This is a genomic window from Streptomyces sp. ISL-98 (assembly GCF_018614055.1).
In the GTDB taxonomy this organism is placed as follows: Bacteria; Actinomycetota; Actinomycetes; order Streptomycetales; family Streptomycetaceae; genus Streptomyces; species Streptomyces spiramyceticus.
In genome coordinates, this window is sequence record NZ_JAGGPB010000095.1 from 1 (window position 1) to 22,855 (window position 22,855).

At 70.7% G+C, this 22,855-nt stretch carries 25 protein-coding genes and 1 pseudogene; 18 read left to right on the plus strand and 8 right to left on the minus strand.

Annotated features, from left to right (window positions below):
- Both J7I98_RS38585 and J7I98_RS38590 read left to right on the plus strand, forming a co-directional pair.
- Window positions 1–201: transposase (locus tag J7I98_RS38585; RefSeq protein ID WP_214929726.1), on the plus strand; the 201-nt coding region annotated here is incomplete at its 5' end.
- A 66-nt stretch (window positions 202–267) separates the two neighbouring features.
- Complete coding sequence (locus tag J7I98_RS38590) at window positions 268–822, plus strand: DM13 domain-containing protein (RefSeq protein ID WP_214929727.1); 555 nt, start codon at window positions 268–270, stop codon at window positions 820–822.
- Between the two features lie 39 nt (window positions 823–861).
- On the opposite strand, the gene J7I98_RS38595 is transcribed toward J7I98_RS38590, so the two are convergent.
- Entirely contained in the window at window positions 862–1,215 is a 354-nt protein-coding gene (locus J7I98_RS38595; RefSeq protein ID WP_214929728.1) for a VOC family protein, read from the minus strand.
- A gap of 146 nt (window positions 1,216–1,361) precedes the next feature.
- On the opposite strand from J7I98_RS38595, the gene J7I98_RS38600 reads away from it, so the two are divergent.
- Both J7I98_RS38600 and J7I98_RS38605 read left to right on the plus strand, forming a co-directional pair.
- Window positions 1,362–2,753 (plus strand): DUF1254 domain-containing protein, encoded by a 1,392-nt coding sequence (locus tag J7I98_RS38600; RefSeq protein ID WP_214929729.1) that lies wholly within the window; start codon window positions 1,362–1,364, stop codon window positions 2,751–2,753.
- A 108-nt stretch (window positions 2,754–2,861) separates the two neighbouring features.
- The gene (locus tag J7I98_RS38605) at window positions 2,862–3,251 is read left to right on the plus strand and encodes a VOC family protein (RefSeq protein ID WP_214929730.1); all 390 of its coding nucleotides are present in this window, start codon (window positions 2,862–2,864) and stop codon (window positions 3,249–3,251) included.
- A gap of 161 nt (window positions 3,252–3,412) precedes the next feature.
- Here the strand turns inward: J7I98_RS38605 and J7I98_RS38610 are convergent, their stop codons facing one another.
- Window positions 3,413–4,051 carry a TetR/AcrR family transcriptional regulator gene (locus J7I98_RS38610; RefSeq protein ID WP_214929731.1) on the minus strand — a complete coding sequence of 213 codons (639 nt, stop codon included), beginning with the start codon at window positions 4,049–4,051 and terminating at the stop codon, window positions 3,413–3,415.
- A 113-nt stretch (window positions 4,052–4,164) separates the two neighbouring features.
- Between J7I98_RS38610 and J7I98_RS38615 the strand changes: the two genes are divergently transcribed.
- The 9 genes from J7I98_RS38615 (at window position 4,165) to J7I98_RS38655 (ending at window position 11,380) form a co-directional block, all read left to right on the plus strand.
- The gene (locus tag J7I98_RS38615) at window positions 4,165–5,616 is read left to right on the plus strand and encodes an MFS transporter (protein WP_214929732.1); all 1,452 of its coding nucleotides are present in this window, start codon (window positions 4,165–4,167) and stop codon (window positions 5,614–5,616) included.
- 204 nt (window positions 5,617–5,820) lie between these two features.
- Window positions 5,821–6,024: an acyl carrier protein gene (locus J7I98_RS38620; RefSeq protein WP_214929771.1), complete on the plus strand. Its 204-nt coding sequence runs from the start codon at window positions 5,821–5,823 to the stop codon at window positions 6,022–6,024.
- The gene (locus J7I98_RS38625; protein WP_214929733.1) at window positions 6,021–7,265 is read left to right on the plus strand and encodes a beta-ketoacyl synthase; all 1,245 of its coding nucleotides are present in this window, start codon (window positions 6,021–6,023) and stop codon (window positions 7,263–7,265) included. Before J7I98_RS38620 ends, J7I98_RS38625 begins: the two co-directional genes overlap by 4 nt.
- A gap of 20 nt (window positions 7,266–7,285) precedes the next feature.
- On the plus strand, window positions 7,286–8,185 hold the full coding sequence (locus J7I98_RS38630) for an alpha/beta fold hydrolase (RefSeq protein WP_214929734.1): 900 nt from the start codon (window positions 7,286–7,288) through the stop codon (window positions 8,183–8,185).
- A 111-nt stretch (window positions 8,186–8,296) separates the two neighbouring features.
- A complete protein-coding gene (locus J7I98_RS38635) occupies window positions 8,297–8,524 on the plus strand; it encodes a hypothetical protein (protein WP_214929735.1) in 228 nt (75 codons plus the stop codon).
- A gap of 116 nt (window positions 8,525–8,640) precedes the next feature.
- Complete coding sequence (locus tag J7I98_RS38640) at window positions 8,641–8,982, plus strand: hypothetical protein (protein WP_214929736.1); 342 nt, start codon at window positions 8,641–8,643, stop codon at window positions 8,980–8,982.
- Window positions 8,983–9,099: 117 nt separating this feature from the next.
- A complete protein-coding gene (locus J7I98_RS38645) occupies window positions 9,100–9,699 on the plus strand; it encodes a hypothetical protein (RefSeq protein WP_214929737.1) in 600 nt (199 codons plus the stop codon).
- Between the two features lie 336 nt (window positions 9,700–10,035).
- Window positions 10,036–10,794 (plus strand): chaplin family protein, encoded by a 759-nt coding sequence (locus J7I98_RS42445; RefSeq protein WP_214929738.1) that lies wholly within the window; start codon window positions 10,036–10,038, stop codon window positions 10,792–10,794.
- Window positions 10,795–11,038: 244 nt separating this feature from the next.
- Window positions 11,039–11,380, plus strand: coding sequence for a hypothetical protein (locus tag J7I98_RS38655; RefSeq protein WP_214929739.1), 342 nt, complete (start codon window positions 11,039–11,041; stop codon window positions 11,378–11,380).
- 431 nt (window positions 11,381–11,811) lie between these two features.
- Here the strand turns inward: J7I98_RS38655 and J7I98_RS38660 are convergent, their stop codons facing one another.
- Window positions 11,812–12,312 (minus strand): DUF5949 family protein, encoded by a 501-nt coding sequence (locus J7I98_RS38660; RefSeq protein ID WP_214929740.1) that lies wholly within the window; start codon window positions 12,310–12,312, stop codon window positions 11,812–11,814.
- A 184-nt stretch (window positions 12,313–12,496) separates the two neighbouring features.
- Here J7I98_RS38660 and J7I98_RS38665 point away from each other — a divergent pair, with 184 nt between their 5' ends.
- Both J7I98_RS38665 and J7I98_RS38670 read left to right on the plus strand, forming a co-directional pair.
- A complete protein-coding gene (locus J7I98_RS38665; protein ID WP_214929741.1) occupies window positions 12,497–13,291 on the plus strand; it encodes a VOC family protein in 795 nt (264 codons plus the stop codon).
- A 109-nt stretch (window positions 13,292–13,400) separates the two neighbouring features.
- The gene (locus tag J7I98_RS38670; RefSeq protein WP_214929742.1) at window positions 13,401–14,072 is read left to right on the plus strand and encodes a LuxR C-terminal-related transcriptional regulator; all 672 of its coding nucleotides are present in this window, start codon (window positions 13,401–13,403) and stop codon (window positions 14,070–14,072) included.
- Window positions 14,073–14,081: 9 nt separating this feature from the next.
- Here J7I98_RS38670 and J7I98_RS38675 read toward each other — a convergent pair whose 3' ends face one another.
- Window positions 14,082–15,470, minus strand: a complete 1,389-nt coding sequence (locus tag J7I98_RS38675; RefSeq protein WP_214929772.1) for a hypothetical protein — start codon at window positions 15,468–15,470, stop codon at window positions 14,082–14,084.
- A 116-nt stretch (window positions 15,471–15,586) separates the two neighbouring features.
- Here J7I98_RS38675 and J7I98_RS38680 point away from each other — a divergent pair, with 116 nt between their 5' ends.
- Both J7I98_RS38680 and J7I98_RS38685 read left to right on the plus strand, forming a co-directional pair.
- On the plus strand, window positions 15,587–16,846 hold the full coding sequence (locus tag J7I98_RS38680; RefSeq protein WP_214929743.1) for a molybdopterin-dependent oxidoreductase: 1,260 nt from the start codon (window positions 15,587–15,589) through the stop codon (window positions 16,844–16,846).
- A gap of 5 nt (window positions 16,847–16,851) precedes the next feature.
- Window positions 16,852–17,298, plus strand: a complete 447-nt coding sequence (locus J7I98_RS38685) for a hypothetical protein (protein ID WP_214929773.1) — start codon at window positions 16,852–16,854, stop codon at window positions 17,296–17,298.
- Here the strand turns inward: J7I98_RS38685 and J7I98_RS38690 are convergent.
- The 4 genes and pseudogenes from J7I98_RS38690 to J7I98_RS38705 all read right to left on the minus strand — a co-directional run.
- Window positions 17,199–18,007, minus strand: a pseudogene (locus J7I98_RS38690) (class I SAM-dependent methyltransferase); the annotation flags it as partial. The gene J7I98_RS38685 and the pseudogene J7I98_RS38690 overlap by 100 nt on opposite strands.
- Window positions 18,004–18,678 carry a DUF2064 domain-containing protein gene (locus tag J7I98_RS38695; protein ID WP_214929745.1) on the minus strand — a complete coding sequence of 225 codons (675 nt, stop codon included), beginning with the start codon at window positions 18,676–18,678 and terminating at the stop codon, window positions 18,004–18,006. The pseudogene J7I98_RS38690 and the gene J7I98_RS38695, both read right to left, overlap by 4 nt.
- Complete coding sequence (locus J7I98_RS38700) at window positions 18,675–19,373, minus strand: glycosyltransferase family 2 protein (RefSeq protein ID WP_308378094.1); 699 nt, start codon at window positions 19,371–19,373, stop codon at window positions 18,675–18,677. The genes J7I98_RS38695 and J7I98_RS38700 overlap by 4 nt, the downstream gene beginning before the upstream one ends.
- Window positions 19,374–19,437: 64 nt before the next feature.
- A complete protein-coding gene (locus tag J7I98_RS38705) occupies window positions 19,438–20,535 on the minus strand; it encodes an NAD(P)-dependent oxidoreductase (protein WP_214929747.1) in 1,098 nt (365 codons plus the stop codon).
- A 206-nt stretch (window positions 20,536–20,741) separates the two neighbouring features.
- Here J7I98_RS38705 and J7I98_RS38710 point away from each other — a divergent pair, with 206 nt between their 5' ends.
- Window positions 20,742–22,829 (plus strand): SpoIIE family protein phosphatase, encoded by a 2,088-nt coding sequence (locus J7I98_RS38710; protein ID WP_214929748.1) that lies wholly within the window; start codon window positions 20,742–20,744, stop codon window positions 22,827–22,829.
- Window positions 22,830–22,855: the final 26 nt, after the last annotated feature.

A 22,855-nucleotide genomic window follows, 5' to 3' on the forward strand; every position in this document is an offset into this window, starting at 1 on the left:
GGCCGGCCGCCCGCCTTCGACAAGGAGGTCTACCGCGACCGCAACGTGGTCGAACGATGCTTCGCACGCCTCAAGCAGTTCCGCGCGATCGCGACCAGGTTCGACAAGCTCGCCGACCGCTACCGCGCCGGAGTCGCCCTGGCCTCACTGATCCTCTGGCTCCGCGAACCAGTCCGTGATCATTTGTCAGACACTGCCTAGTGCCGTAAGACTTCCGTCATCGGATCGGCCGAGGTCGGCGCACCCTTCCTGGCGTTGAATGAGCGCATGAGACACATACTCGGCAAGCCGGTGGTCATCGGGGTGCTGCTCGTCGGAATGCTGGCGGTCGGCGTGGGCCTGTACTGGTTCCAGCCGTGGAAGCTCTGGCAGGACGAGACGGTGAAAGAGGAAGTCCCCTCGGCGGCCCCCGTTTCGGAGCCCTCGGACGCGGCCGGGCCGGAGAAAACCCCCACCGCCCCGCCCGCCCTGCGCACACTCGCCTCCGGCACCCTGATCAGCCACGAACACTCGACCAGCGGCACGGCGAAAATCCTCCAGCACCCCGACGGCACCCGCACCCTCCGCCTGGAGAACCTCGACACCAGCAACGGCCCCGACCTGCGCGTCTGGCTCACCGACGCCCCGGTGAAGGAGGGCAAGGCCGGCTGGCACGTCTTCGACGACGGCAAGTACGTCAGCCTCGGCAAGCTCAAGGGCAACAAGGGCGACCAGAATTACGCCCTGCCCGCCGACGCCGACCTGGCCGCCCTCACCAGCCTGACCATCTGGTGCGACCGCTTCGACGTCTCCTTCGGCGCGGCGAAGCTCGCGCGGGCCTGACCGGCGTACGTCTCCGGCTCCTCAGCAGTCTCCGGGTCCTCAGCCGAGGTCGTACGCCACCGGGTGCTTGGGCTCGTACAGCGGCAGCTCGGTCCCGCTCGGCAGCTTTACGGCGGCGAGCAGCCCCCAGCCCTGGTCGCGCACGGGTCCCGAGATCTCCGCCCCGCGCTGCGCGAGGTCCGCGAGCGTCTGCTCGATGTCGTCGCACATCAGGTAGAACTCGTGCTTGGGGCGCCCGCCCGTGGGGTGTACGGCGACCTCGGCCGGCGGCAGTTTGAAGATCAGCCAGCCGCCGCCCGAGTCCACCCCGGGAAAGCCGAGGACGTCGCGGATGAAGGTCCGGTCCGCGTCGGCGGCGGTGCTGTAGAGGATGACGTGGGAGCCGTTGATCATGTCTGTCTGCCTCGCTCGGGAGTCGATGTGCGCATCCGAGCACCGATGCCCGCCCCCGGGCCCGCACTGAACCGGCCGGGAGTACGGGTCACCCGTCCGGCCCGGCCCAGGTCGCCCGTACGGCCCCCGGACCGGATCCTCGAAACATGTCTGGGCAGAACCCAACCCCACCCGCTGAGCCGGCAGCGTCGGCAGCCGATGCCTATGTGTACGGCTACCCGTTGGTCTCAGGCCTGTCGGCGGTCGATGCCGCCCTGCACAAGGGATTCGGCACGCTGGGCCCCGCCCCTTTCAACCATTTCTCGCACGCCGGCCGACTGGCCTCCCCGGACGACCACTTCGTGTCCGTCAACAACGACACGGTGTACTCGGTCGCACAGCTCGACCTCTCCGGCGGGCCGCTGCTGCTCGATGTGCCGGACACCGACGGGGCGTACTGCGTGCTGCAGTTCGTCGACGCGTGGACCAACAACTTCGCCTACCTCGGCAGCAGGGCGACCGGCACCGCGAAGAGCCGCTGGCTGATCGCGCCGCCCGGCTGGCCGGGCAGCGAACCGGACGACGTGACCGGCGTGATCGATGCCCCGACGTCCGTCGTCACGCTCGTCGGCCGCAATGCGTGCGGCGGTCCGGACGACATGCCACGTGTCGCGGCGATCCAGCAGGATCTCGTACTGACGCCGCAGGACGGGGCGGAACACCGGACCGGGTTGCCCGCTGTCGACCCCGACGTGCCGGACGAGCTGCGCTTCTTCGAGCGGCTGCGGGTATGGATGGCGGACTTCCCGCCGTCGGCGGCGGACCAGGCGTACCAGGACCGCTTCCAGCCGCTGGGTCTCCTGGAGGAGGGCCCTTCGCCGTACGTGAACGCGGAACCCGCGCTCGTACGGGCGCTCAGGGAGGGGCTGGCCGCGGGCAAGGAGCGCATCGAGAACGCGTCCAAGGCGGCGGCACCGGATCAGTACTCGCAAGCGCAGGCGCGGCCCGGCGAATGGGGGATGAACCCGCACCTCTTCGACTACAACCTCGACCACCTCGGCATCGGCACGATCGACTCCACGCAGTGGCGCATCGACGACCGCGAGGCGTCGTACCTGACCCGCGCGGTCGCGGCGCGCACCGCGCTGTGGGGCAGCCACGGCTACGAGGCGGTGTCCGCGTCCACCTCCACGGACGCGGAAGGCAGGCCGCTCACGGGCGCCACGTCGTATACCGTGCGCTTCGAACAGCCGCCACCGGTCGGGTCGTTCTGGTCGATGACCATGTACGACACCCCGGACCAGCAGCTCGTCGACAACCCGATCGGCTGCTACTCGATAGGGGACCGCACACCGGGTCTGGTGTACGCCGACGACGGCTCGCTGACGATCTGCATCGGCAGGGAGCGCCCGTCCCACCCGGTCGAGGCGGCGAACTGGCTTCCGGCGCCGGAAGGCGGATTCCGTCCGATGATCCGCCTCTATACGCCCAACGATGCAGTGACCGATGGCAGTTACCGCCTGCCGACGATCCGGCCGCGCGCCGCACAACCGGGGTGACAACCCCGGCGAACGCGACCTAGGATCACCGCACGGCATCGCGTGCTGGTCACCGCCCGGGTGAGGCATGGAGGTGCCGGTGAGTTTGCCTTACGGAGGCATTCCACAGTGTCAGTCGAGTTGAATCACACCATCATTCATGCCAAGGACAACCGTGAATCCGCCGAGTTCTTCGCGCGCATCATGGGCCTTGAGACCGGGACCGAGTGGGGCCCGTTCATCCCCGTCGAACTGAGCAACGGCGTAACCCTGGACTTCGCGGCCATTCCGGCGGAGTCGATCGTCATGCAGCATTACGCGTTCCTCGTCACCGAGGACGAGTTCGACGGCATCTACCAGCGGATTCAGGACGAGGGCGTCGAGCATTACGCCGATCCGCACTTCAAGAAGCCCGGCGAGATCAACCACAATGACGGCGGGCGCGGCGTGTACTTCATGGACCCGGCCGGCCACGGCCTGGAAGCGATCACACGCCCGTACGGCGGCTTCAAAAGCTAAGCGCCTGTGTCTGAAACTGGGCCGGATCAGCTCGCGGCGTCTGGTGCGTGCGATCGCAAGGCGGCTGGAAGTCCTCGTAGCGGAGCTACTAGGGCTTTCGGCCAACGCGGCGAGCGTGCGTGCCAGGCGTCGCGAGCCCGGCCCCGGTTCAGACACAGGCACTAAGCGCCGTAGCGGCTCAGGAACATGTCCACGCCGCCCGTGACAAGGCGGTCGGTGAGGTCGTCGTCGATGTGGGTCCCGTAGGCGCCGAAGACCAGGTGCGGGAAGATCAGGAGCGCGTACAGCTGGATGATCGCGACCTCCAGGTCGGGGATCACCAGGCGCCCCTGATCGGCGAGTGCGCGCAGCGCGCCCGCGATCGCGGGGTGGTGGCCCTCGGGGCCGTGGCCCTTCCAGGCCCGGCCTAGCTCGGGGAAGCGGTGCAGTTCGGCGGCGACGAGGTTGCGCAGGGCGATGACGTCCTGGTTGCCGGTGACGGCGCTCACCCAGGTGCGGGCGGCGTCGATGAGTGCCGTACGCAGGTCGTCGGTCTCGGCGAGCCCTTCGAGCGCCGTCATTGAGGCGGTGCCGAGGGGCTCGTCGAGTGCCTCGGTGATGACCGCGGTGAACAGCGCTTCTTTGCTGCCGAAGTGGTTGTAGACGGTCACCTTGGACACGCCTGCCTCGGCGGCGATGGCGTCCATGCCGACGCCGAAGCCGTCCCGCAGGAAGAGTTCGCGGGCCGCCCGGACGATGGCCTGCCGCTTGAGTTCGGCCCGGGGGCCGCTGGGGGGCTGCTTGACGCTGTCCACGCTCATGGCCCGATCCTAACATTTGAACTGAACTGAACAGTTGAGTTCATGTGTACTGGGCCGTACAGTTCAGGTGAAGGAATCGACCGCTGCTCCTCCCGCTGCCCTGGAAGTGATCCATGTCTTCGACAACTCATCCGGCGGAACACCACCACCACCACCACGACCACCCACCCGCCACCCCGCGCCGCTGGGCGATGCTCGTACTCGTCTGCGTCGCGCAGTTCATGCTCATCCTCGACGTCACCGTCGTGAACGTCGCTCTGCCCGACATGGCGGCCGACCTCGACCTCGGGCGCGCGACCCTGACCTGGGTCGTCACGGCGTACACCCTCTGCTTCGGCGGGCTCATGCTCCTCGGCGGCCGACTCGCCGACGCGCTCGGTGCCCGCCGCACGCTCGTCGCCGGGCTCGCGGTCTTCACCGCCGCCTCGCTCGCCACCGGGCTCGCCGAAACCGCCCCCATGCTGCTCGGCGGGCGTATCGCCCAGGGCGTCGGCGCCGCGCTGCTGTCCCCGGCCGCCCTCTCCCTCGTCACCACCACCTTCCACGGCGCCGAGCGCAACAAGGCCCTCGGCGCATGGGCCGCGATCGGCGGCATCGGTTCGGCGGCAGGCGTCCTGCTCGGCGGCGCGCTGACCGACGGGCCCGGCTGGCAGTGGGTCTTCTACGTCAACGTGCCGGTCGGCGTCCTGCTTCTGGCCGCCGTCCCCACCCTCGTCCCGGCGCGCACCCCGCAACCCGCCCGCCTCGACGTCCCCGGCGCACTCCTGGTCACCGCGGGCACCGCCTCGCTCATCTACGGGCTGGTCGAGGCGGGCGACGCCGGATGGGGCGCCGGCGCGACCCTGCTGCCGCTCGTCGGCGCGGTGGCGCTGTACGCGGCCTTCGCGGCGGTCGAACGGGCGAGCAGCGCACCGCTGATGGACCTGCGGATGTTCACCCGGCGGCCGGTGCTGGCGGGCGCGTTCCTGATGCTGATCGCCACCGCGCTGCTGATCGCGTTCTTCTTCCTCGGGTCGGTCTACCTGCAGCACGCACGCGGCTTCAGTCCCCTGCGGACCGGCCTGGTGTTCCTGCCGGTGGCCGTCGCCGTCGGCATCGGCGCGCATCTCGGGTCGCAGCTCGTCGGGCGGATCGGCAGCCGTACGACCGCAGTCGGCGGCATGGTGATCGCGGCCGCCGGAACCGTCCCCCTGACCCGGCTCTCCGCCGACAGCAGCGTGTACGCCGGGCTGCTCCCCGGATTCGTCGTCGCGTCCCTGGGCATCGGCGCGGTGTTCGTCACGGCCACCACGACCGCGCTCGGCATGATCGACCCCCATGAGTCGGGCCTCGCCTCCGGAGTCGTCAACACCTTCCACGAGGTGGGCGGTTCGATCGGCGTGGCGGTCGTGTCCACGGTCGCCGCGTCCGGCATCGAGGGCGGGTTCGGGGGCGGCGGATCCGGTGGCGGCTTCACCGACGCATTCACCGTCTGCGCCGTCGCCGCGGCCGCAAGCGCGCTGGTCGCCCTCGCGCTCGTACCCCGCGGCACACCACACATGAGCGGCGGCCCGCACGTGCATTGATCGCATGAGCCGACTGAATGCACGGAACGCGCCGAACACGCTCATTCCCGTACGCACGCGCTAAGCCTCATTACATTGAGCGAACGTTGTAAGGGCCCTTCCGGGCGGGCGCGTATAAAGGTGGGCGAACATCGTGTACGAACTCGGAGGCGACACGTGACGAGTACGGCGAGTACGAGCGCGACAGAAGTGGTCAGCGCGCTGATGGTGCAGAAATTCGGGGTTGATCCTGCTGCCGTTCGCCCCGAAATCCCACTCTATGAATTGCGTATGGATTCGCTCGCCCTGGAAGAATTCCGCATCCTCATTGAGGATCAACTGGAAATCGACCTGGAGGACGCCGCGCTGACCTCGCGGAACACCGTCGGTCAGCTGGTGGACCTCGTACACAGCAAGACTCTCGGGTGACGCGGCCGACGCAGACGCCCTTCACCGCGGCGGTGACGGGCCTCGGCCTGGTCACCGCCGCAGGTGTCGGAGCCGCCGAGGCATGGCGCGGAGTCACCGAGAGCGCCGCCCCCACATCTGTGCGTCGCCAGCCGGAACTCGACGGTCTGGCCTGCGACTTCATGTACTCCATCGACGGTCTGGACACCGCGCTTCTCCTCGGTGTGGCGACCCAGCGGCTGATGGACCGGTTCTCCCAACTCGCCGTGCTGGCCGCCCGCGAAGCTGTCGCGGACGCGGGCCTCGACACCTCGGTCTGGGACGGCAGCAGGGTCGCCGTCATCATCGGGTCCGCCCATGGAGGCCTGCCCTTCTACGACGAGCAGCACGCTGTCCTGGCGGCGAAGGGCCCGCGCCGGGTCTCCCCCAAACTCGCCCCGCTGACCGTCGTCAACGGCGCGGCCAGCAGCGTCTGCATGGACCTCGGCGCCCGCGGACCGAGCTTCGCGGTCTCCACCGCGTGCTCGTCGGGCACCCTCGCCATCGGCACCGCACATCAGTTGCTGCGAGCCGGGGTCTGCGACATCGCCATCGCGGGCGGCGCCGAGTCGGTCTGTTCGAGGCTGATCATCGCCAGCGCCTGCCAAATGAGGGCGGTGTCCACGCGCCGGGAGAACCCCGCCGCGGCCTGCCGCCCGTTCGACGCCGACCGGGACGGCTTCGTCGTGGGCGAAGGCTCGGGCCTCCTCGTCATGGAGCGGCCGGAGCACGCCAGGGCGCGCGGCGCCCGCATCCGGGCGGGCATCGCGGGCTACGGGGCGTCCAGTGACGCGTACGCCGCCGTCGCACCCGACCCCGAGGGCAGGGGCATCGAGAGTGCGCTGCGTACCGCGATGTCGGACGCGGACGTCAGCGCGTCCGACATCGGCCACGTCAACGCACATGGCACATCCACCGTGGTCAACGACCTGATCGAGGCAACGGTCCTGCACAGGACGCTCGGCTCCCACCCCCTCGTCACGTCGACCAAGGCCATGACGGGCCACACCCTGGGTGCGGCCGGGGGAATCGAGACAGCCCTCACCGTCCTCGCCCTCCAGCACCAACTTGTCCCACCGACAGCCAACTTGGATTCACTCGACCCGCAGATCCCGGTCGAGGTGGTCAGCAAGGCCGCGCGGCCTGCGACGTTCGACTGCGCTGTCAAGACATCGCTCGGCTTCGGCGGCCACAACGCGGCTCTCGTCCTCACCCGTACGTAGCTAGCGAGAAGGAATGGCGCATGCCTGAGGAAACCATCCGATCCCTGTCGGTGCACGGGTTGCGCTACGCCTATCGGGTGTTGCGGAATACCGACCCCGTCACCGAACCGGTCGTGGTCCTCGGCGGCGCCCTGCAAGGAATGCTCGGCTGGCCCCAGGTGGAGGGCCGGCTGGGCCCCGTGGCGGCCGTCGTGACCGCGGACCTGCCGGGCATGGGCAGCGGGGCGCCGCTGCCGCCGGGCCCGAGCGCGGAGATCCTGTGCGACGCCGTCACCCGGATCATCGACGATCTCGACGTACCGCGCGTCAACCTCTTCGGCTTCTCGTACGGCGCCGCGCTCGCCTTCCACTGCGCGCAGAACGACCCCCGGCGGATCGCCCGGCTGATCCTCGGCGGCGTACCCACGCACATCTCGGACGAGCAGCGGGCCCATTGGCGGCGGGCCACCGACCGGCTGGACGCCGGTGACACCGACGGCTTCGCGACGATGGTGACGGACGCGCTGATGTGCCTCGATCCGCAGCGGTACGTGGCCCGGAGGGAGCTCGCCTACCGGTACGTCAAGCGGTCCATGGCCCACGCGGTCGTGCACTCGCCGCACGCGGCGGACTCCGTGTACCGCTCGCTCGGCGACCGGCCGGACTTCTCCGGCGGCCTGTCCGGGGTGCCTGCGCTGGTCTTCACCGGGGAGCACGACACGGTGACGTCGGCGGAGCGGCAACGGGCCTTCGCGGCGACCATCCAGGGGAGCCGCTTCACCACCATCCGGGACGCCGACCACTGGGTCGTGCTGGAAAAGGCCGAGGAGGTGGCAGACCTGGCTCTGCGGTTCTTCACCGACCGGCCGCTGACGCCGGCCGACTACCTGAGCCCGGTTCCGCAGCAGAGCCAGGCGCTCACCGCACCCGCCTTCGACTGATTCACCTGATTCGCCCGATTCGCCGTCGGCGGTGCCCGGACGGCGTGACCGGTGTCGGAGCCGCCTCGTTGCGTCTTTGTCCGTCACATTTCACCCAAAGGCTGGAGAAACATGCGCAACCGCAGCAACGCCTCAGTCGCCGCCTTCACCGCTGTGCTGAGCGGTGCCGTGCTCGCTGCCACCGGCGCTGCTCACGCGGTCGGCCCCGGCCACCCGAATGCGCCGGCGCACCCGCAGTCCAACCTCCGTTCGGCGGTCGAGGCGCTGGGCGATCTGGTGCAGGATCTGCCCGTTTCGGCGGACCTGACCGGCCGGGTCGGCGGACTCCCCATCGGCTGAGCCCGAGCCCCGGCGACGTACCGCACGAGGTGCTCCTGCGATCCCGCAGGAGCACTTCTCATCTCCCTCATTCACTCCAACCACTTCATTCACTACTTCTACGGACGGAGCAGTCCATGCCGAGGCAGAAGCGCCGTAAGCAGAAAGGCCGACGGCACCGCCAGGTCAACCGCACTCCGCGCCCGGTCACCAGGTCGGTCACGGCCCCGGCCGCCGCCGTACCCGACACCGGGACCGCATTCAGGTCCGTCTCCGAGGGTGGCATCGGCCGCCCCGCCGAACGCACGTGGCAGCAGCTCAAATCCCGTGCGGACACCGGCATGAGCATCGACGAGCTGAGCGCCGTCGTGGGCTACCAGCCGGCCACCATCTCCCGGCACGTGGACGGGCTGGCCGCCCACCGTCTGGCCCACCAGCGCGACGGCCGCTGGTACCCCGAGTCGGCCGGTGCACGCTGAGGGCTGACACGCACGGCGGGCGTGACGGTACGTGGCGGAAAAGTTGCGGAGGGTGGGCGACGGCGGCACGGTGGCGGTGTCCCAGTCCCCTCAGGACCCTCACGTAAGGATCTTCGTATGCGTGTTTCCCGGTCAGTCGGCCTCGTCGTTTCCTCGGTGATATGCGGGGCTCTGGCGTTCGGCCCGACCAGTGCCGCAGCGGCGGCACCGGCAGCGCTTCACCCGGAAGGCTCTTCGGCCGAAGAGGCTCCGATTCCGAACGCCGATGCGCTCACGGCCCAGACGGGCGCGGTGCAGACCATCGCCACGGTGCTGAAGCCGGTCACGGACCTGCTCAAGGCCGTCCTGACGCACGGCGAGAAGCTGCCGGAGGCAGATGCCGCCACCCACAAGAAGGCGATAGACGAGGCCCTGAAGAGCCTGGAGAAGGCCGCGCCGGCCGACAGTTCCGCGGACGCGGGTGCGGACCTCAAGGCGAAGGCGATCACCGACCTGAAGGTCAGGGCCGACGGGCTGCTGAAGTCGGCGACGGCCGGTGACGCGGCGGTCGTGGCGTCGGACATCAAGTCCGTGCTCACCGGCCTCGTCAACGTGATCTTGAGTGGCCTCCTGGGCAGCGGCCTCCCGGCCGCGGACCTCGACGGGCTGCCCAAGATGCCGAACCAGCCGAACCAGCCGAAGCAGCCCGCGGTGCAGCCCAAGCTGCCGGACGCGTAGCCGCCCACGGTGTGCGCGTCGCCTGTCTGACAAGACGACAGAAGAATTGCCCGGTCCTCCCCATGGGCGAGGACCGGGCATATTTACTTGAATTCCCCTAGGGCATTCGGGTGATGGTGAAAAGGCAACCTCATTTCCCTCGTTTCCTCGGTGGAATCAGATCGTTACCGATTCCGACGCCGACGCTATGGGTGTGAAGAACGGACTCGTGCAGCGCGAAGGACGTGGCTGTTCCCAGTCTGAACCGCTCAGCAATGGGACCCCAATTGGACCCCAGTTGGCTCTGGGCGCACGCCATGCGCATTCCTCCGAGCATGAAAGACAGGGAACGGCAAGATGCGACAGGTTTTGAACAGAAGCGTGCTCGCTGCGGCGGCTGCATCCGGGATCCTCGCCCTGACCGGCGGTTACGCCCACGCGGATGCCGGGACCGGCGGTGAGGCCTCGACCGCGCCTGCGGGCCTGCTGTCCGGCGACGAGGTCAAGGTTCCGGTCGAGGTGCCGGTGAAGGGCTGCGGCCCCCTCGACTTGGGTGGCAACAACTGCGCCGTCGACACCGACGACGCCGAGGCGAAGCCCGAGAAGCAGCCGGCGACCGGCCAGAAGCCCGCGGCCAAGCCGGAGAAGAAGCCGGCGACCGGTCAGAAGCCTGTGGCCAAGCCGGAGAAGAAGCAGCCGAAGGGCGGAACTCCGGGCGGCGAGAGGCCGGCGGACGAGGTGCCGAGCGGCGAGTGGCCGGACGAGGAGTGGCCGGCCGAGGACTGGATGGGCGACGACTGGCTGGACGACGACGAGCCGAAGGACAACAAGAACGAAGAAGAGCCGTGTGACGAGGACAAGCCCAAGCCCAAGCCCAAGCCCAAGGCCAAGCCGAAGCCGGTAGAGCCCAAGACCGAGATGCCCGCGGAGGTCCCGGCCGAGATGCCGGTCGCGGAGGTCCCGGCCGAGGCGCCTCGGGCCGCCCAGCCGCCCGCGGCCCAGCCCCAGATGGCGGACACCGGCTCCGACGAGCTCGCTGCCGCCGGTGCGGTCAGTGTGGCCCTCGTGGCCGGTGGTGTGCTGATGGCCCGTCGCGGCCGGTCGAAGCGGACCTGAGCGACCAGGGCCGGCTGACGCATTTCGATGGAGCGGGGTCTTCGGATCCCGCTCCATCGGTGCTGCGACGAGCCCTGAATTTAAACCCGGCATCCGAGTGAATCGCCAAGAAGGACGTACGGTCTCAGTTTCCCGGCGCCCAGCTTTTCGTTAGGCCTGATGTCGGTGACATCGAAGAACAGCGCCAAAGTGTCACGGAATTCGTCGGTCGAGGATTACGCCAGCCTGAAGAGGGATTATTAGGATGAAGTACAAGAACGCAGCCTCAGCCCTTGCCGTTTCGATGATTGCTGCGGGTGCGGCCGCGGGGGCGGTGTCTCCGGCCGTGGCTTCCGGCGACTCGGTCAGCCTGAGCACGCAGGGCGTCAAGCAACTGGCCGGCAACCTGAGCGCTCAGCCCCTCAACAGCCCCGTCGCGAACCCGCTCCTGCACACCGCGACCGGAACCGCCCAGAACGTCAATCAAGCCAAGGCCAAGCCGGTGAAGGGCAAGTCGGCGAAGGGCAAGCCGGCGAAGCCCGTGAAAGGCACTGTGGGCGCCAGCAAGGCCGTTCCGATGGTCGGCGGGCTGCCCATCGGACGCTGAGGGAGCCGGCCCGGCAGGGCGCCCGCAGTACGGTCGGAAGGCCGGTGTGCACGCAACGCGGCGTGCACACCGGCCTTCCGCGTGTGCAGTCCGGCTTCGCATCATGAAGATCATTCTTCCTGTGGGCCGTGCACCTGAATGGATAGACCGGAAAGCTTTCTAATGCCTGCCGATCCATTTCCGGCGCCAAATGGGTGAGACGGGATAACCAACGCCGCGGCGAGAAGTTGTTCATAGCGGCTGACACAATCTCGGCGGCCTCTCGGATCACCGCAGTTCCTCCTTGCGTTGACCCCGGGCCCGCTCGCCGATCAGCCGGGGAGACCAGCCGCTCCCGCGCATGTGAAACCCTCAGGCCCCGCAGAAGGAATTCCTGCTGCGGGGCCTGAGGGTTGTTGCCGGTGCCGCGGGCGGCCGCTGATGCAACGTGGTCACGTGCGCGGAGTGCTCACCGGCAGCAGGCAGTGCGCGGAGGCGGAGATGGTCGCCTCGTCGCAGAGGAAGGCCTTCAGATCCTCTTCGGCGACGGCCACACCCGGCGCTCCTTGCGGCCACGGGCGGGTCGTGAACATGAAGTACACGTGATCGCGCTTGCGCGCCGCGGTGGTCCACTGCTCGGGGACGAGGCACCGCGCATTGAGGTACGGCGTGGACAGGGACGCGCTGCCGTCCTCGACGAGGACCGTCATCGGCAGGCTGGACCGGGAGCCGTCGACCACGCCGCCGCCGATGGGCAGGCCGGACTGCGTGAGGAGGTGACGGACCGCTTCCTCGGCGGCCTCGGGGCCGGCCGCTCCGTCGCCGAGGGAATAGGCGAGCAGGAAAGCCATGTCGCGTCCGTCATCGACGTGTTCGCCGGCCCAGGCCATCACGGAAATGGTGCCCAAGTTGCTTTGATCAAGACGGCTTTCGCTGCTCTGGGGTGAGGTCATAGACCGGGACCTTAAGTGCCAGGAGATTGCGCGCGGCCCAGCAGTCACCCGGTCGGCCCAATCGGGAGACTCGTCAATAGCCCTTACGTGGACAGCCCATTGGGGCGTGCTTCCCGCGCGGGGCGGCCGGTGACTGGCTAGCGTGACAAACCGGACCAATCGTCGAGCAGGAGAGAGCGAAGCCATGGCCGTGCAACCAGAGGGCACACCGTGCTGGGCCGATGCGATGTTCACCGATGTGGAGAGGGCCAAGAGCTTCTACGGCGACGTACTCGGCTGGACCTTCGGTGAGAGCGCGCCGGAGTTCGGCGACTACACACAGGCGTACTCGGGCGGCAAGGCGGTGGCCGCGGTCACCCCGCCGATGCCGGGGCAGGACGCCCCGGCGGCGTGGTGCCTGTACTTCGCCTCGCCGGACGTCGCCGCCACGGCCGCGAAGATCCGTGACAGCGGGGGGCAGGTGCTGATGGATCCGATGCAGGTCGGCGACTTCGGCTCCATGCTGCTCGCGAAGGACCCGGGCGGTGCCACATTCGGCATCTGGCAGGCCGCGCAGCACGAGGGCTTCGAGAAGCGCGGCGAGCCGGGCGCGTACGCCTGGGCAGAGGTCTTCACGCGCGACCCGGACAAGGTCGACAGGTTCTTCCCCGCTGTCTTCCCGTACCGCGCGCAGCGGATGGCGGACGACGCCATCGACTTCAAGGTCTTCAACGTCGGCGACGACACCGTCCTGGGACGGATGACGATGACGGACGAATTCCCGCCGGAGATCCCGTCGTACATCCAGGTCTACTTCACCGTCGACAACTGCGACGACGCGGTGGCCAAGGCGACCGCGCGCGGCGGGGCGCTGCAGTTCGGGCCGATGGACAGCCCGTTCGGCCGGTTCGCGGCGCTCACGGACCCGGAGGGCGCCGCGTTCGCGGTGATCGACATGAAGACGACGGTGGGCGACATGCCCGAGATGGCTGACGCCTGACTGGCGGCGCGCGTAGTAGGGGAGGCGGCGGTCACGGTCGGGCCGCCACCCTCCCGCTGCCGCCTCGACTGCCGTTGACCGCCGTTGTGACCGACCGCAGAATGTTCCGATGGCGACTTCCGCGGCGGATCAGAACGTGACCCTGCGGGGCGAGCGGGAGCTGGTGCGCCGGGCCGGGCACCTGTTCGCCGGCGCGCGGCACGAGTTCATGTGCGCCGCCGCGGACCTGCTGACCTGGTCGGGCGGAGTGAACGCCGCCTTCGCCGAGGGCAATCGGCCACGTGCGACGCCCGGACTGTCGATGCGCAAGCTGTACACCCCGCAGGCGCTGGCCGACCCCGAATCCGAGCGCCGGCTCGTCAGGATCGCCGCCAGTCACGCGCAGGTACGGATCTCGGTCGCGCCGCTCGCCCACGAGGCGATCGTCATCGACCAGCGGGTCGCGATCCTCGCCGGAGCGCCGGTGCGTGGGACACGTACGTACACGGTCGTCACGTCGCCGGACGTCGTCGAGGGGATCAGGTCGCTGGTGTGCGCGGCCTGGGAGACCGCCACCGACCTGGCCGAATTCCGCCGCACGCGGCCGCCCGTACTCAACGAACAGGCCCGCGAGATCCTCCGGATGCTGAGCGCCGGGCACACCGACGAGACGGCGTCGCGGCAGCTCGGCATGTCGCTTCGCACCTACCGCAGGCGGGTCGCCGAGCTGATGACGATGCTCGGGGCCACGTCGCGCTTCCAGGCCGGGATGCGGGCCCGCGAGTTCGGCATCGGTGTCTGACGCGGGCTTTCACCAGCCGGTGTGCAGCAGGTGGTTGGTCAGGATGGCCACGGCGGCCTGCGCCGTCAGCCAGGCCCGGCGGCTGTCCGTGGGCAGCAGGGCCGCGGCGGGGAGCAGCCAGAGGGTGAAGGGCAGCCAGATCCGTTCCGTCTCGGCCTTGCTCATGCCGGACAGGTCGGCGACGGCCACGGCCAGGAGTGCGGCCAGGGTGAGGACGACCAGGCGGTGGGTGGGCCACGCCGTTGTGGTGCGCAGTCCGCGTACGGAGGCGGGCGCTGCGGCCAGGGCGCGGCGCAGGCCGGCGACTGTGGCGAGGCCGACGGCGAACGTGGTGGCGGCGAGGTTCGCCCAGATCCAGTAGGAGTACGGGCGCACGCCGCCGGCGCCTTGGTGGTAGCGCTCGACCAGCAGCCGGTACGCCTCCCACCAGTTGAACCCCGCGAGCGTGAAGGCCACCGGCACGACGAGGGCGCCCGCCAGCAGCAGCGGGAGCGGGCGGGCGGTGCGGGCGATCAGGAGTACGGCGAGGAGCGGGATCGCGACGAGGGTCAGACCGTACGAGAGGTAACAGGCGAGGCCGAAGAGGAGCCCGGCGATGAAGGCGGCGGGGGGCCGCGCTGTCCGGGTCGCCGCCAGGGCCAGGAACGCGACGGACCAGGCGGCGACCGCGGCGAAGTAGCCGTCCGCCGACGTGCCGGTCCACACCGCGGCCGGGGCCAGGACAAGGAAGGGGGCGGCGCGGCGCGCGGTGCCTTCGTCGGTGAGTGCCCGGAGCGTGACCAGAACGGCGGCCACGGCGGAGGCGGCGAGCACGATGCACCACACGCCCGCCCAGGCGCCGCCGCCCAGGCCGATGCGGTCGAGACCGACGAAGGTGAGGACGGCGGCCGGCGGGTGGCCTGCGACGTGGGTGGGCCAGTTGTCCGGAGAATCGATCAGGATGTGCTGGCCGAAGCCGGTCAGGGCCGCGCCGATGTCGTCGAATCTGTCGATGACCCGGAGGTACTCGTGCCGGGTGACGAGCCTGCCCGCGACGCCCCGCTGCCAGCCGTCGACGAGCGCCAGCGAGAAGGCCCAGGCGAGGGACGCCCCCCATGCGGTGAGCAGCAGTGCCCGCCAGGGCAGGCGCGTGGCGAGGGCCGGTCCGTACGCGACGACGGCGACGGCGACGGCGAGCGCGGCCGGGGTGCCGGGGCCGAGGTGGGGGTCCCAGGAGGCGAGCAGGGGCGGCCAGTTGACGAAGAGGGTGCGGTCGGTGTTCTGGATCGCGCGGCCTACGAGCACCGCCGCCGTGACGAGCAGGACAGCGGTGGCGGCCGCGGCCAGATCCCGGCGGCGGCCGGTGCGTTGTCCGTCGGATTCTCGGGGGTCCGGGGGGCGGACCCCGGGGAAACTCAGCACGCGGGCACGGTATGCAGGCCGCAGGCGTTTCGGGCTGTCCGGCGGTACGACGTCAGCGTTTCGTCATGGGTCGTACGCCGTTCCGGCCGGGGGTGCGGGCATAACGTCGGGCCATGGGCGACAGACGCTTCCTGGAACACCTCCCCTCGGCACCCGGTTTCTGGCGCAGCCCTGTGCGCGGGACCCGGTTCACGGCCGTGCTCGGCATCGTCCTGCTGGTCGGGCTCACGCTGATGTTCGTGACCGGCCTGCTGTCGTACGCCGCGTACAACCCGGACCTCTCACCCGCCAACGACAAGACCCCCGACAAGGGCCTGCTGGGCTTCTACCTCTTCGCCTGGCCGACCGATCCTCACTGGCTGTACCGCCTGACGCAGTGCCTGCACGTCACCGTCGGCATCGCGCTCGTGCCTGTGCTGCTGGCGAAGCTGTGGTCGGTGATCCCGAAGCTGTACGCGCTGCCGCCCGCGCGTTCGGTGGGGCGCGCGCTGGAGCGGGTGTCGTTGCTGTTGCTGGTGGGCGGCGCGCTGTTCCAGTTCATTACGGGCCTGCTCAACATCCAGCTGGAGTACATCTTTCCCGGCTCCTTCTACCGGTTGCACTTCTACGGGGCCTGGGTGTTCTTCGCCGCGGTCATCACCCATGTGGGTCTGCGCCTGCCGAAGGCCGTACGGGTCCTGCGCAAACGCGGCATCACCAAGGACGACGAGAGGGACGACGAGCTCGTGTCCCAGAACCCCGCCGCCCCGACCATCTCCCGGCGCGGCGCACTCGCCGTCGTGGGCGCCGGGTCGCTCCTCCTGCTGGCCACATCCGCCGGACGGAGCTTCGACGGGCCGCTGCGCCGGACCGCGCTGCTCACGCCGCACGGCGGTGGCGATCCCGCGTCCGGGCCGAACGGGTTCCAGATCAACAAGACGGCCGCCGCCGTGGGCATCTCGTCGGCCGACCTGGGCGACGACTGGCGGCTGACCGTCACCGGACCCGCCGGTACCGTCCGTCTCTCCCGGGCGCAGCTCCTCGCAATGGCCCAGCAGAGCGCGGCGCTGCCGATCGCCTGCGTCGAGGGCTGGTCGACCTCGGACCAGTGGTGGCGCGGTGTGCGCCTGAAGGATCTCGCCGTCCTCGCGGGTTACCGCGAGGACCGGCCGCCCGGTGTCCTGGTGCAGTCCTTTCAGCGCCAGGGGGCCTTTCGCGTGGGGGCACTGCGCGACAACCAGGTGCACGATCCGCGGTCGTTGCTGGCGCTCGCGGTCAACGGCGAGGACCTGTCGCCCGATCACGGGTATCCGGCGCGGATCATCGTCCCGGCCGCGCCCGGGGTGCTCAACACCAAGTGGGTCGAGCGGCTGAGCTTCGGAGAAGTGTCATGAGGCTGATGAGGCGCATGAGGCGCTGGTACGGGGAAGGGCCGCTGCAACTCCTGCTCCTGGTCATCACCTTCGCCCTGGCCGCATACGCGGGCGTACGGCTGCTGGACGGCGACACGCTCGCGATCGCCGCGTGGTTCGTCGGTGCGGCGCTGGTGCACGACGTGGTTCTGCTGCCGCTCTATGCGTCGGCGGATCTGGCCGTACGCAGGTCCCTGGGGGCGGAGCCGCATCTGATCAACTTCGTTCGTGTACCGGCCCTGCTGTCCGGGCTGCTCCTGCTGGTGTGGTTTCCCCTGATCACCCGTCAGGCAGAGCGCTACCGGCCCGCCTCCGGACTGTCCGCCGATCCGTTCCTGGGGCACTGGCTGCTCATCACGGCCGCGTTGTTCGCGGTGTCGGCCGCGTGGCTGTTCGGCAGGGCGCTGAGGTCTCGGCGCAGAGCTGAGCGCTGAGCTGGGGGCCGAGGCTTCGGCGCAGTGCCACGAAGGGCCGCCCGCCCGCCTCCCACTGATCGACCGGGTACCAGCCGAGCGGACGGGCGTACCGCAGCAGCGCACGGGTGCCGAGGCGGGCCCACGGGAAGGGTGCCGCGCCGGCTGTGCCGTCCGCCGTGCCGTCGGCCGTGACGCGCCCGTCGTCCACCTGGACCCGTACGCGCTCGTCGATGTCCAGCGGTGCGGTCTCCGCGATGAGCAGCCCGCCGTGGGCGAGCAGGGCCGCGGTCCGCAGGAGGAGTGCCCGCGGGTCGCCGCCTATGCCGATGTTGCCGTCGACGAGCAGCGCCGTATCCCAACTGCCCTCCTCCGGCAGCGGATCGAAGACGGAGCGCCGCAGGGCCGTGCCGCCGAGCCGCCGTGTCCGCTCGACGGCCGCGTCGCTGACGTCGATGCCGAGTGCGCGCTGCCCCCGGGCGGCCAGTGCCGCGACCAGCCGGCCCGGGCCGCACCCGATGTCCAGTACGGCTCCTTCGCAGCGGCGCAGCGCCGACAGGTCGGCGGCGTCGGCGCCCGCGCACCAGCGCTCGACGTCCAGGGGCAGCAGCCAGCCGTCCGTACGGCGCAGGAACAGCGGGCCGTGGCCGTTGCGCAGGGCGTTGGCGTACGGGCCCGTGCCCCAGGCGGCGGCGTTGCCCCCGGCGGGCGGCGGCAGGGTCGTACTCACCGGTCCGCCCGGTCGGCCGCGGTCCGGGTCAGCCGGGCGTAGGTCGCGGCGAACAGCCCGTGCGGTGCGGCGGCTGCGACGTACGCGGCATCGGCCGCCGTGTCCACGTCGCGCAGCGGCGGCAGGTCGCGCACGGTCAGCCCGGCGTCGACCAGGCGCCCGCGCTGTAGGGCGCCGGTCTCGGGCACGGACATGGGTACGCCGCGCAGGAGGCCGGGGTCCGGTGCGGCCAGGCCGAGCGCCCAGAACCCGCCGTCGTCGGCGGGGCCGAACCACGCGTCGCAACCCTGCCAGGCGGACGGGCCGAGGGCGGCGGCGAGGAGCGCGTGGCTGACCTGCGGGGTGTCCATGCCGATGAGGAGTACGGGGCCTTCGCAGGCGCCGATCGCCTCGGCGAGCCGTTCGTCGAGGCCGCCCGCGCTCTGCCGTACGACGTCGATGCCGGGCGGCAGCCAGGGCCCCGGCTGCCCGTCGAGGACGATGGCGCGGCGCAGAGCGGGCAGGGTGAGCACGGTCCGCAGCGTGTCGCTGAGCGCGGCTTCGGCCAGGAGGGCGGCCTGGGCGGGGTCGAAGGGCGGCGTCAGGCGAGTCTTGACCCGGCCGGGGACCGGTTCCTTGGCGATGACCAGCAGGGTCGTCGGCCCGTCGGGGGAGCTGCGGGCGGCGGTCATCGGGGCACCCGCGTCCGCGGCGCCGATGGCTGCCGCAGTACCGCCCGCATGTCGCGCACGGCGTGCCAGGTGCCGCGCCAGGTACCCGTGACCTTGGACTTTCCGGTGCGCGGCCGGTACGGGACGTCGGTTTCCGTGACCCGCAGTCCGGCGTCCGACGCGCGTACGACCATCTCCAGCGGGTAGCCGCTGCGGCGGTCGGTGAGGCCGAGCGCCAGCAGGTCCGCGCGGCGGGCGGCCCGCATCGGGCCGAGGTCGTGCAGGCGCAGCCCGGTGCGGTGGCGCAGCATGCGCGCGAGGGCGAGATTCCCGGCGCGGGCGTGCAGCGGCCAGGCGCCGCGTCCCTGCGGGCGGCGTCGGCCGAGCACCAAGTCGCTCTGTCCGTCGGCTACTTGGCGTACGAAATCGGGAAGCTGCGCAGGGTCGAGCGAGCCGTCGCAGTCGCAGAAACACACGTACTCGGCGTCGGCGGCGAGCAGCCCCGTGTGACAAGCCGCGCCGAATCCCCGCCGGGGCTCGTGCACGACGGCCGCTCCGAGCGAGCGGGCGAGCTCCGCGGAGCCGTCCGTGGAGCCGTTGTCGACGACGATCGCGCGCCAGCCGTCCGGGATGCGGGCCAGGACGCGGGGCAGCGCCGCGACCTCGTCCAGACAGGGGAGGACGACGTCGGCGCGAGGACCGTGGGTTGGTGTCACGCCGTTCACCCTACGGAGCTGAATCCGGCATTTCGGACTTCCAATCCTTACGAAATATGGACACCTACGAAAGCTGGACATCGCCCTGCCCTCCGGCGGCGGGGCGGGACCGGTCTCGTAGCGGCGCCGTCGCGAACTCCGCCATGCCCTCGGCGAATCCGACCTCCGGCTGCCAGCCCAGCTCGTTGCGCAGCCTGCGGGAGTCCGCCGTGACGTGCCGTACGTCCCCGAGCCGGTACTCACCCGTGACCACCGGCGCCGGGCCCCCGTGCGCGGCGGCCAGCGCGGCGGCCATCTCGCCGATGGTGTGCGGCTCGCCGCTCCCGGTGTTGTACGCCGCGTAGCCGCCGGGCTCGCGCCCCGGCAGCGCCTCCAGAACCGCCGTATTGGCCGCCGCCACGTCCCGTACGTGTACGAAGTCCCGCCGCTGGCCCCCGTCTTCGAAGACCCGGGGCGCTTCGCCGCGGGCCAGGGCGGAGCGGAAGAAGGAGGCGACGCCGGCGTACGGGGTGTCGCGGGGCATCCCGGGGCCGTACACGTTGTGGTAGCGCAGCGACACCGCGTGCCCGCCCGTCGCACGTGCCCAGGCGGAGGCGAGATACTCCTGGGCGAGTTTGGTGGCGGCGTACACATTGCGAGGGTCGGCGGGCGCGTCCTCGGCGACGAGACCCGGCGTCAACTCCGCGCTGCAGGACGGGCATTGGGGCTCGAACCGGCCCGCGTCCAGATCGGCCACCGCGCGGGGGCCCGGCCGGACCTGCCCGTGACGGGGGCAGTCGTAGTGGCCCTCGCCGTAGACCACCATCGAACCGGCGAGCGCCAGTTCGCGCACCCCGGCGTCGGCCATCGCGGCCAGGAGTACTGCGGTCCCGAGGTCGTTGCAGCCGACGTACTCCGGCGCGTCCGCGAAGTCCTTGCCCAGGCCGACCATCGCCGCCTGGTGGCAGACGGCGTCGACGCCGCGCAGGACCCCGGTCACCGCGTCCCGGTCCCGTACGTCCGCGACGACCAGCCGTGCGCCCGCCGGGGACGGGGGATGAGCCCCGCCGTGGGCCGAGGGCAGCAGCGCGTCGAGCACGACGACCTCGTGGCGGCGGGAGGTGAGTGCGTCGACGATGTGTGACCCGATGAACCCGGCTCCGCCGGTGACCAGTACGCGCATGGGCGTCACGCTAGGTGCGGGGGAGGGGTTGGATCCGCTGCCGGGGCACCGCGTCACAGGACCGTAAGGCCGGCGCGGTGCGTCACAGGACCGCAGGCAAGCGCCACACGTCACGCGTCCGCAAGGCAAGCGCGACCCGGAGGGCTGAGAGACCATGGGAGGCACCGGGCATCAAGCGGTGGGGGCGCGCGGAAGGAGGTCCTGGGATGGGTGCTGTCGAACCCGCCGCGACCGACCCCGAGCGGCCCGGGGGCAGCAGCGCGTCCGAGCCGGGTGGCCTGTTGGACGTACTCAACGTGGCCGCTGTGGTGCTGGATGCGGACGGGCGGATCGTGCTGTGGAGCCCGCAGGCCGAGCAATTGTTCGGTTACGCCGCCGAGGAAGCGCTCGGCCGGTACGCGGGGCGGGTTCTCGTACACGAACAGCACCTCGATCTGGTGCGCCGGATGTTCGCCAAGGTCATGGCCGGGCAGGACGGAAGCTGGGCGGGGGTCTTTCCCGCGCGCCACAAGGACGGCAGCACGTTGCTGGTGGAATTCCGCAACATGCGGCTGGAGGACGACCGGCGGGACCTCTACGCCCTGGGGCTGGCCACCGACCGGGCGACTCTGCGGCGGGTGGAGCGGGATCTGGCCCTGTCCACCCGGCTGATCTCGCAGTCCCCGATCGGGCTGGCGGTCGTCGACACCGACCTGCGGTTCGTCACCGTGAATCCGGCGCTGGAGCGCATCAACGGCCTGCCCGCCCGCGAGCATGTCGGACGGCGTGTCCGGGACGCTCTGCCGTTCCTGGACACCGAGGCCATCGAGGCGGCGATGGGCGAGGTGCTGGCCACCGGCATTCCGATCGTCGACAGGGAGTCCGTCGGGCGCACCCCGGCCGACCCGGACCGGGAGCGTGCCTGGTCGGTGTCCTTCTACCGGCTGGAGGCGCCGAACGGAAGGGTGCTCGGGGTGGCCACGTCGGTCGTGGACATCACCGAGCGGTACCGCGCCGCGACGGAGGCCGCCCAGGCCCGGCAACGCCTGGCGCTCGTCGCCGACGCCTCCATCCGCATCGGCACCACGCTCGACCTCGACGAGACCGCGCGCGAACTGGCCGGCGTGTCCGTACCGGAGCTGGCCGACGTGGCCGCGGTGGACGTGCTCGACAGCATCCTGAACGGCCGTTCGGGCGTCATGACCCACGAGGGGCCCGGAGTGTTCCGTGCTCTGGCCGTGGCCGCCGCGTACCCCACGGACGCCGTACGGGCGGCCGATCAGCCCGGCGAGGTCGCCATGTACGACGCCGACCGGCTGGTCACCCAGTGCGTGAACACCGGCCGCCCGGTCCGGGTGTCCCATGTGAGCGACGACGACCTGCAGTGCATCGCCCGCAGCCCAGCGGCGGCGGAACTCCTGGCCGCCGCGGGCGTGCACTCGTACCTGGCCGTACCGCTGATCGCGCGCGGCGAGGTCCTCGGCGCCCTGGACCTCAAGCGCACGCACAACCCGGAGCCCTTCAACGCCGACGACGAGCTCCTGGCGGGCGAGCTGGCCGCGCGGGCGGCCGTATGCATCGACAACGCCCGCTGGTACCAGCAGGTGCGCAGCACCGCCCTCACGCTCCAGCGCAGCCTGCTCCCCCAGCACCCGCCGGTCCGGCCCGGCCTGGAGGTCGCCTACCGCTATCTGCCCGCCCAGGCGGCCAGCGAGGTGGGCGGCGACTGGTTCGACGTCGTCTCGCTGACCAGCGACAAGACCGCGCTCGTCGTCGGCGACGTCATGGGCAGCGGCATCGGCGCTGCCGCGACGATGGGGCAGTTGCGCACCGCCACCCGCACGCTGGCCGGACTCGACCTCGACCCCGCCAAGGTCCTCCACCAGCTCGACCGCATCGCCGACGGGATGGGGCAGACCATCACCACCTGCATCTACGCCGTGTACGACCCCCACCGCGGCCAGTGCCGCATCTCCAGCGCCGGGCACCTGCCCCCCGCCCTGGTACGCCCCGGCCTGCCCCCCGAACTGCTCGAACTGCCCACCGGCGCCCCTCTCGGTGTCGGCGACGTCGCCTTCCACACCAGCACCTTCACGTTGCGCCACGGCGACCAGCTGGTCCTCTACACCGATGGCCTCGTCGAAACCCGCGACCAGGCCATCGACGAACGCCTGGCCGAGCTCCTGGCCCTCCTCGCGGTGCCCCGGGAATCCCTGGAAGAGACGTGTGACGTGCTGCTGCACTCCCTGCGCCAGCCCGGGGACCACGACGACGTGGCGCTGCTCATCGCCCGCGCCGGGGCGACGGATTCCTGACCGGGCCGTCGTTCACAGGCCGAGGC

Excerpts from the sequence above, each read along its gene's own strand:
- J7I98_RS38590 (WP_214929727.1), top strand. The coding sequence starts at position 268 with ATGAGACACATACTCGGCAAGCCGGTGGTCATCGGGGTGCTGCTCGTC.
- J7I98_RS38595 (WP_214929728.1), bottom strand. The coding sequence starts at position 1,215 with ATGATCAACGGCTCCCACGTCATCCTCTACAGCACCGCCGCCGACGCG.
- J7I98_RS38600 (WP_214929729.1), top strand. The coding sequence starts at position 1,362 with ATGTCTGGGCAGAACCCAACCCCACCCGCTGAGCCGGCAGCGTCGGCA.
- J7I98_RS38610 (WP_214929731.1), bottom strand. The coding sequence starts at position 4,051 with ATGAGCGTGGACAGCGTCAAGCAGCCCCCCAGCGGCCCCCGGGCCGAA.
- J7I98_RS38615 (WP_214929732.1), top strand. The coding sequence starts at position 4,165 with ATGTCTTCGACAACTCATCCGGCGGAACACCACCACCACCACCACGAC.
- J7I98_RS38620 (WP_214929771.1), top strand. The coding sequence starts at position 5,821 with ATGGTGCAGAAATTCGGGGTTGATCCTGCTGCCGTTCGCCCCGAAATC.
- J7I98_RS38630 (WP_214929734.1), top strand. The coding sequence starts at position 7,286 with ATGCCTGAGGAAACCATCCGATCCCTGTCGGTGCACGGGTTGCGCTAC.
- J7I98_RS38635 (WP_214929735.1), top strand. The coding sequence starts at position 8,297 with ATGCGCAACCGCAGCAACGCCTCAGTCGCCGCCTTCACCGCTGTGCTG.
- J7I98_RS38640 (WP_214929736.1), top strand. The coding sequence starts at position 8,641 with ATGCCGAGGCAGAAGCGCCGTAAGCAGAAAGGCCGACGGCACCGCCAG.
- J7I98_RS38645 (WP_214929737.1), top strand. The coding sequence starts at position 9,100 with ATGCGTGTTTCCCGGTCAGTCGGCCTCGTCGTTTCCTCGGTGATATGC.
- J7I98_RS42445 (WP_214929738.1), top strand. The coding sequence starts at position 10,036 with ATGCGACAGGTTTTGAACAGAAGCGTGCTCGCTGCGGCGGCTGCATCC.
- J7I98_RS38655 (WP_214929739.1), top strand. The coding sequence starts at position 11,039 with ATGAAGTACAAGAACGCAGCCTCAGCCCTTGCCGTTTCGATGATTGCT.
- J7I98_RS38660 (WP_214929740.1), bottom strand. The coding sequence starts at position 12,312 with ATGACCTCACCCCAGAGCAGCGAAAGCCGTCTTGATCAAAGCAACTTG.
- J7I98_RS38665 (WP_214929741.1), top strand. The coding sequence starts at position 12,497 with ATGGCCGTGCAACCAGAGGGCACACCGTGCTGGGCCGATGCGATGTTC.
- J7I98_RS38670 (WP_214929742.1), top strand. The coding sequence starts at position 13,401 with ATGGCGACTTCCGCGGCGGATCAGAACGTGACCCTGCGGGGCGAGCGG.
- J7I98_RS38680 (WP_214929743.1), top strand. The coding sequence starts at position 15,587 with ATGGGCGACAGACGCTTCCTGGAACACCTCCCCTCGGCACCCGGTTTC.
- J7I98_RS38685 (WP_214929773.1), top strand. The coding sequence starts at position 16,852 with ATGAGGCGCATGAGGCGCTGGTACGGGGAAGGGCCGCTGCAACTCCTG.
- J7I98_RS38695 (WP_214929745.1), bottom strand. The coding sequence starts at position 18,678 with ATGACCGCCGCCCGCAGCTCCCCCGACGGGCCGACGACCCTGCTGGTC.
- J7I98_RS38705 (WP_214929747.1), bottom strand. The coding sequence starts at position 20,535 with ATGCGCGTACTGGTCACCGGCGGAGCCGGGTTCATCGGGTCACACATC.
- J7I98_RS38710 (WP_214929748.1), top strand. The coding sequence starts at position 20,742 with ATGGGTGCTGTCGAACCCGCCGCGACCGACCCCGAGCGGCCCGGGGGC.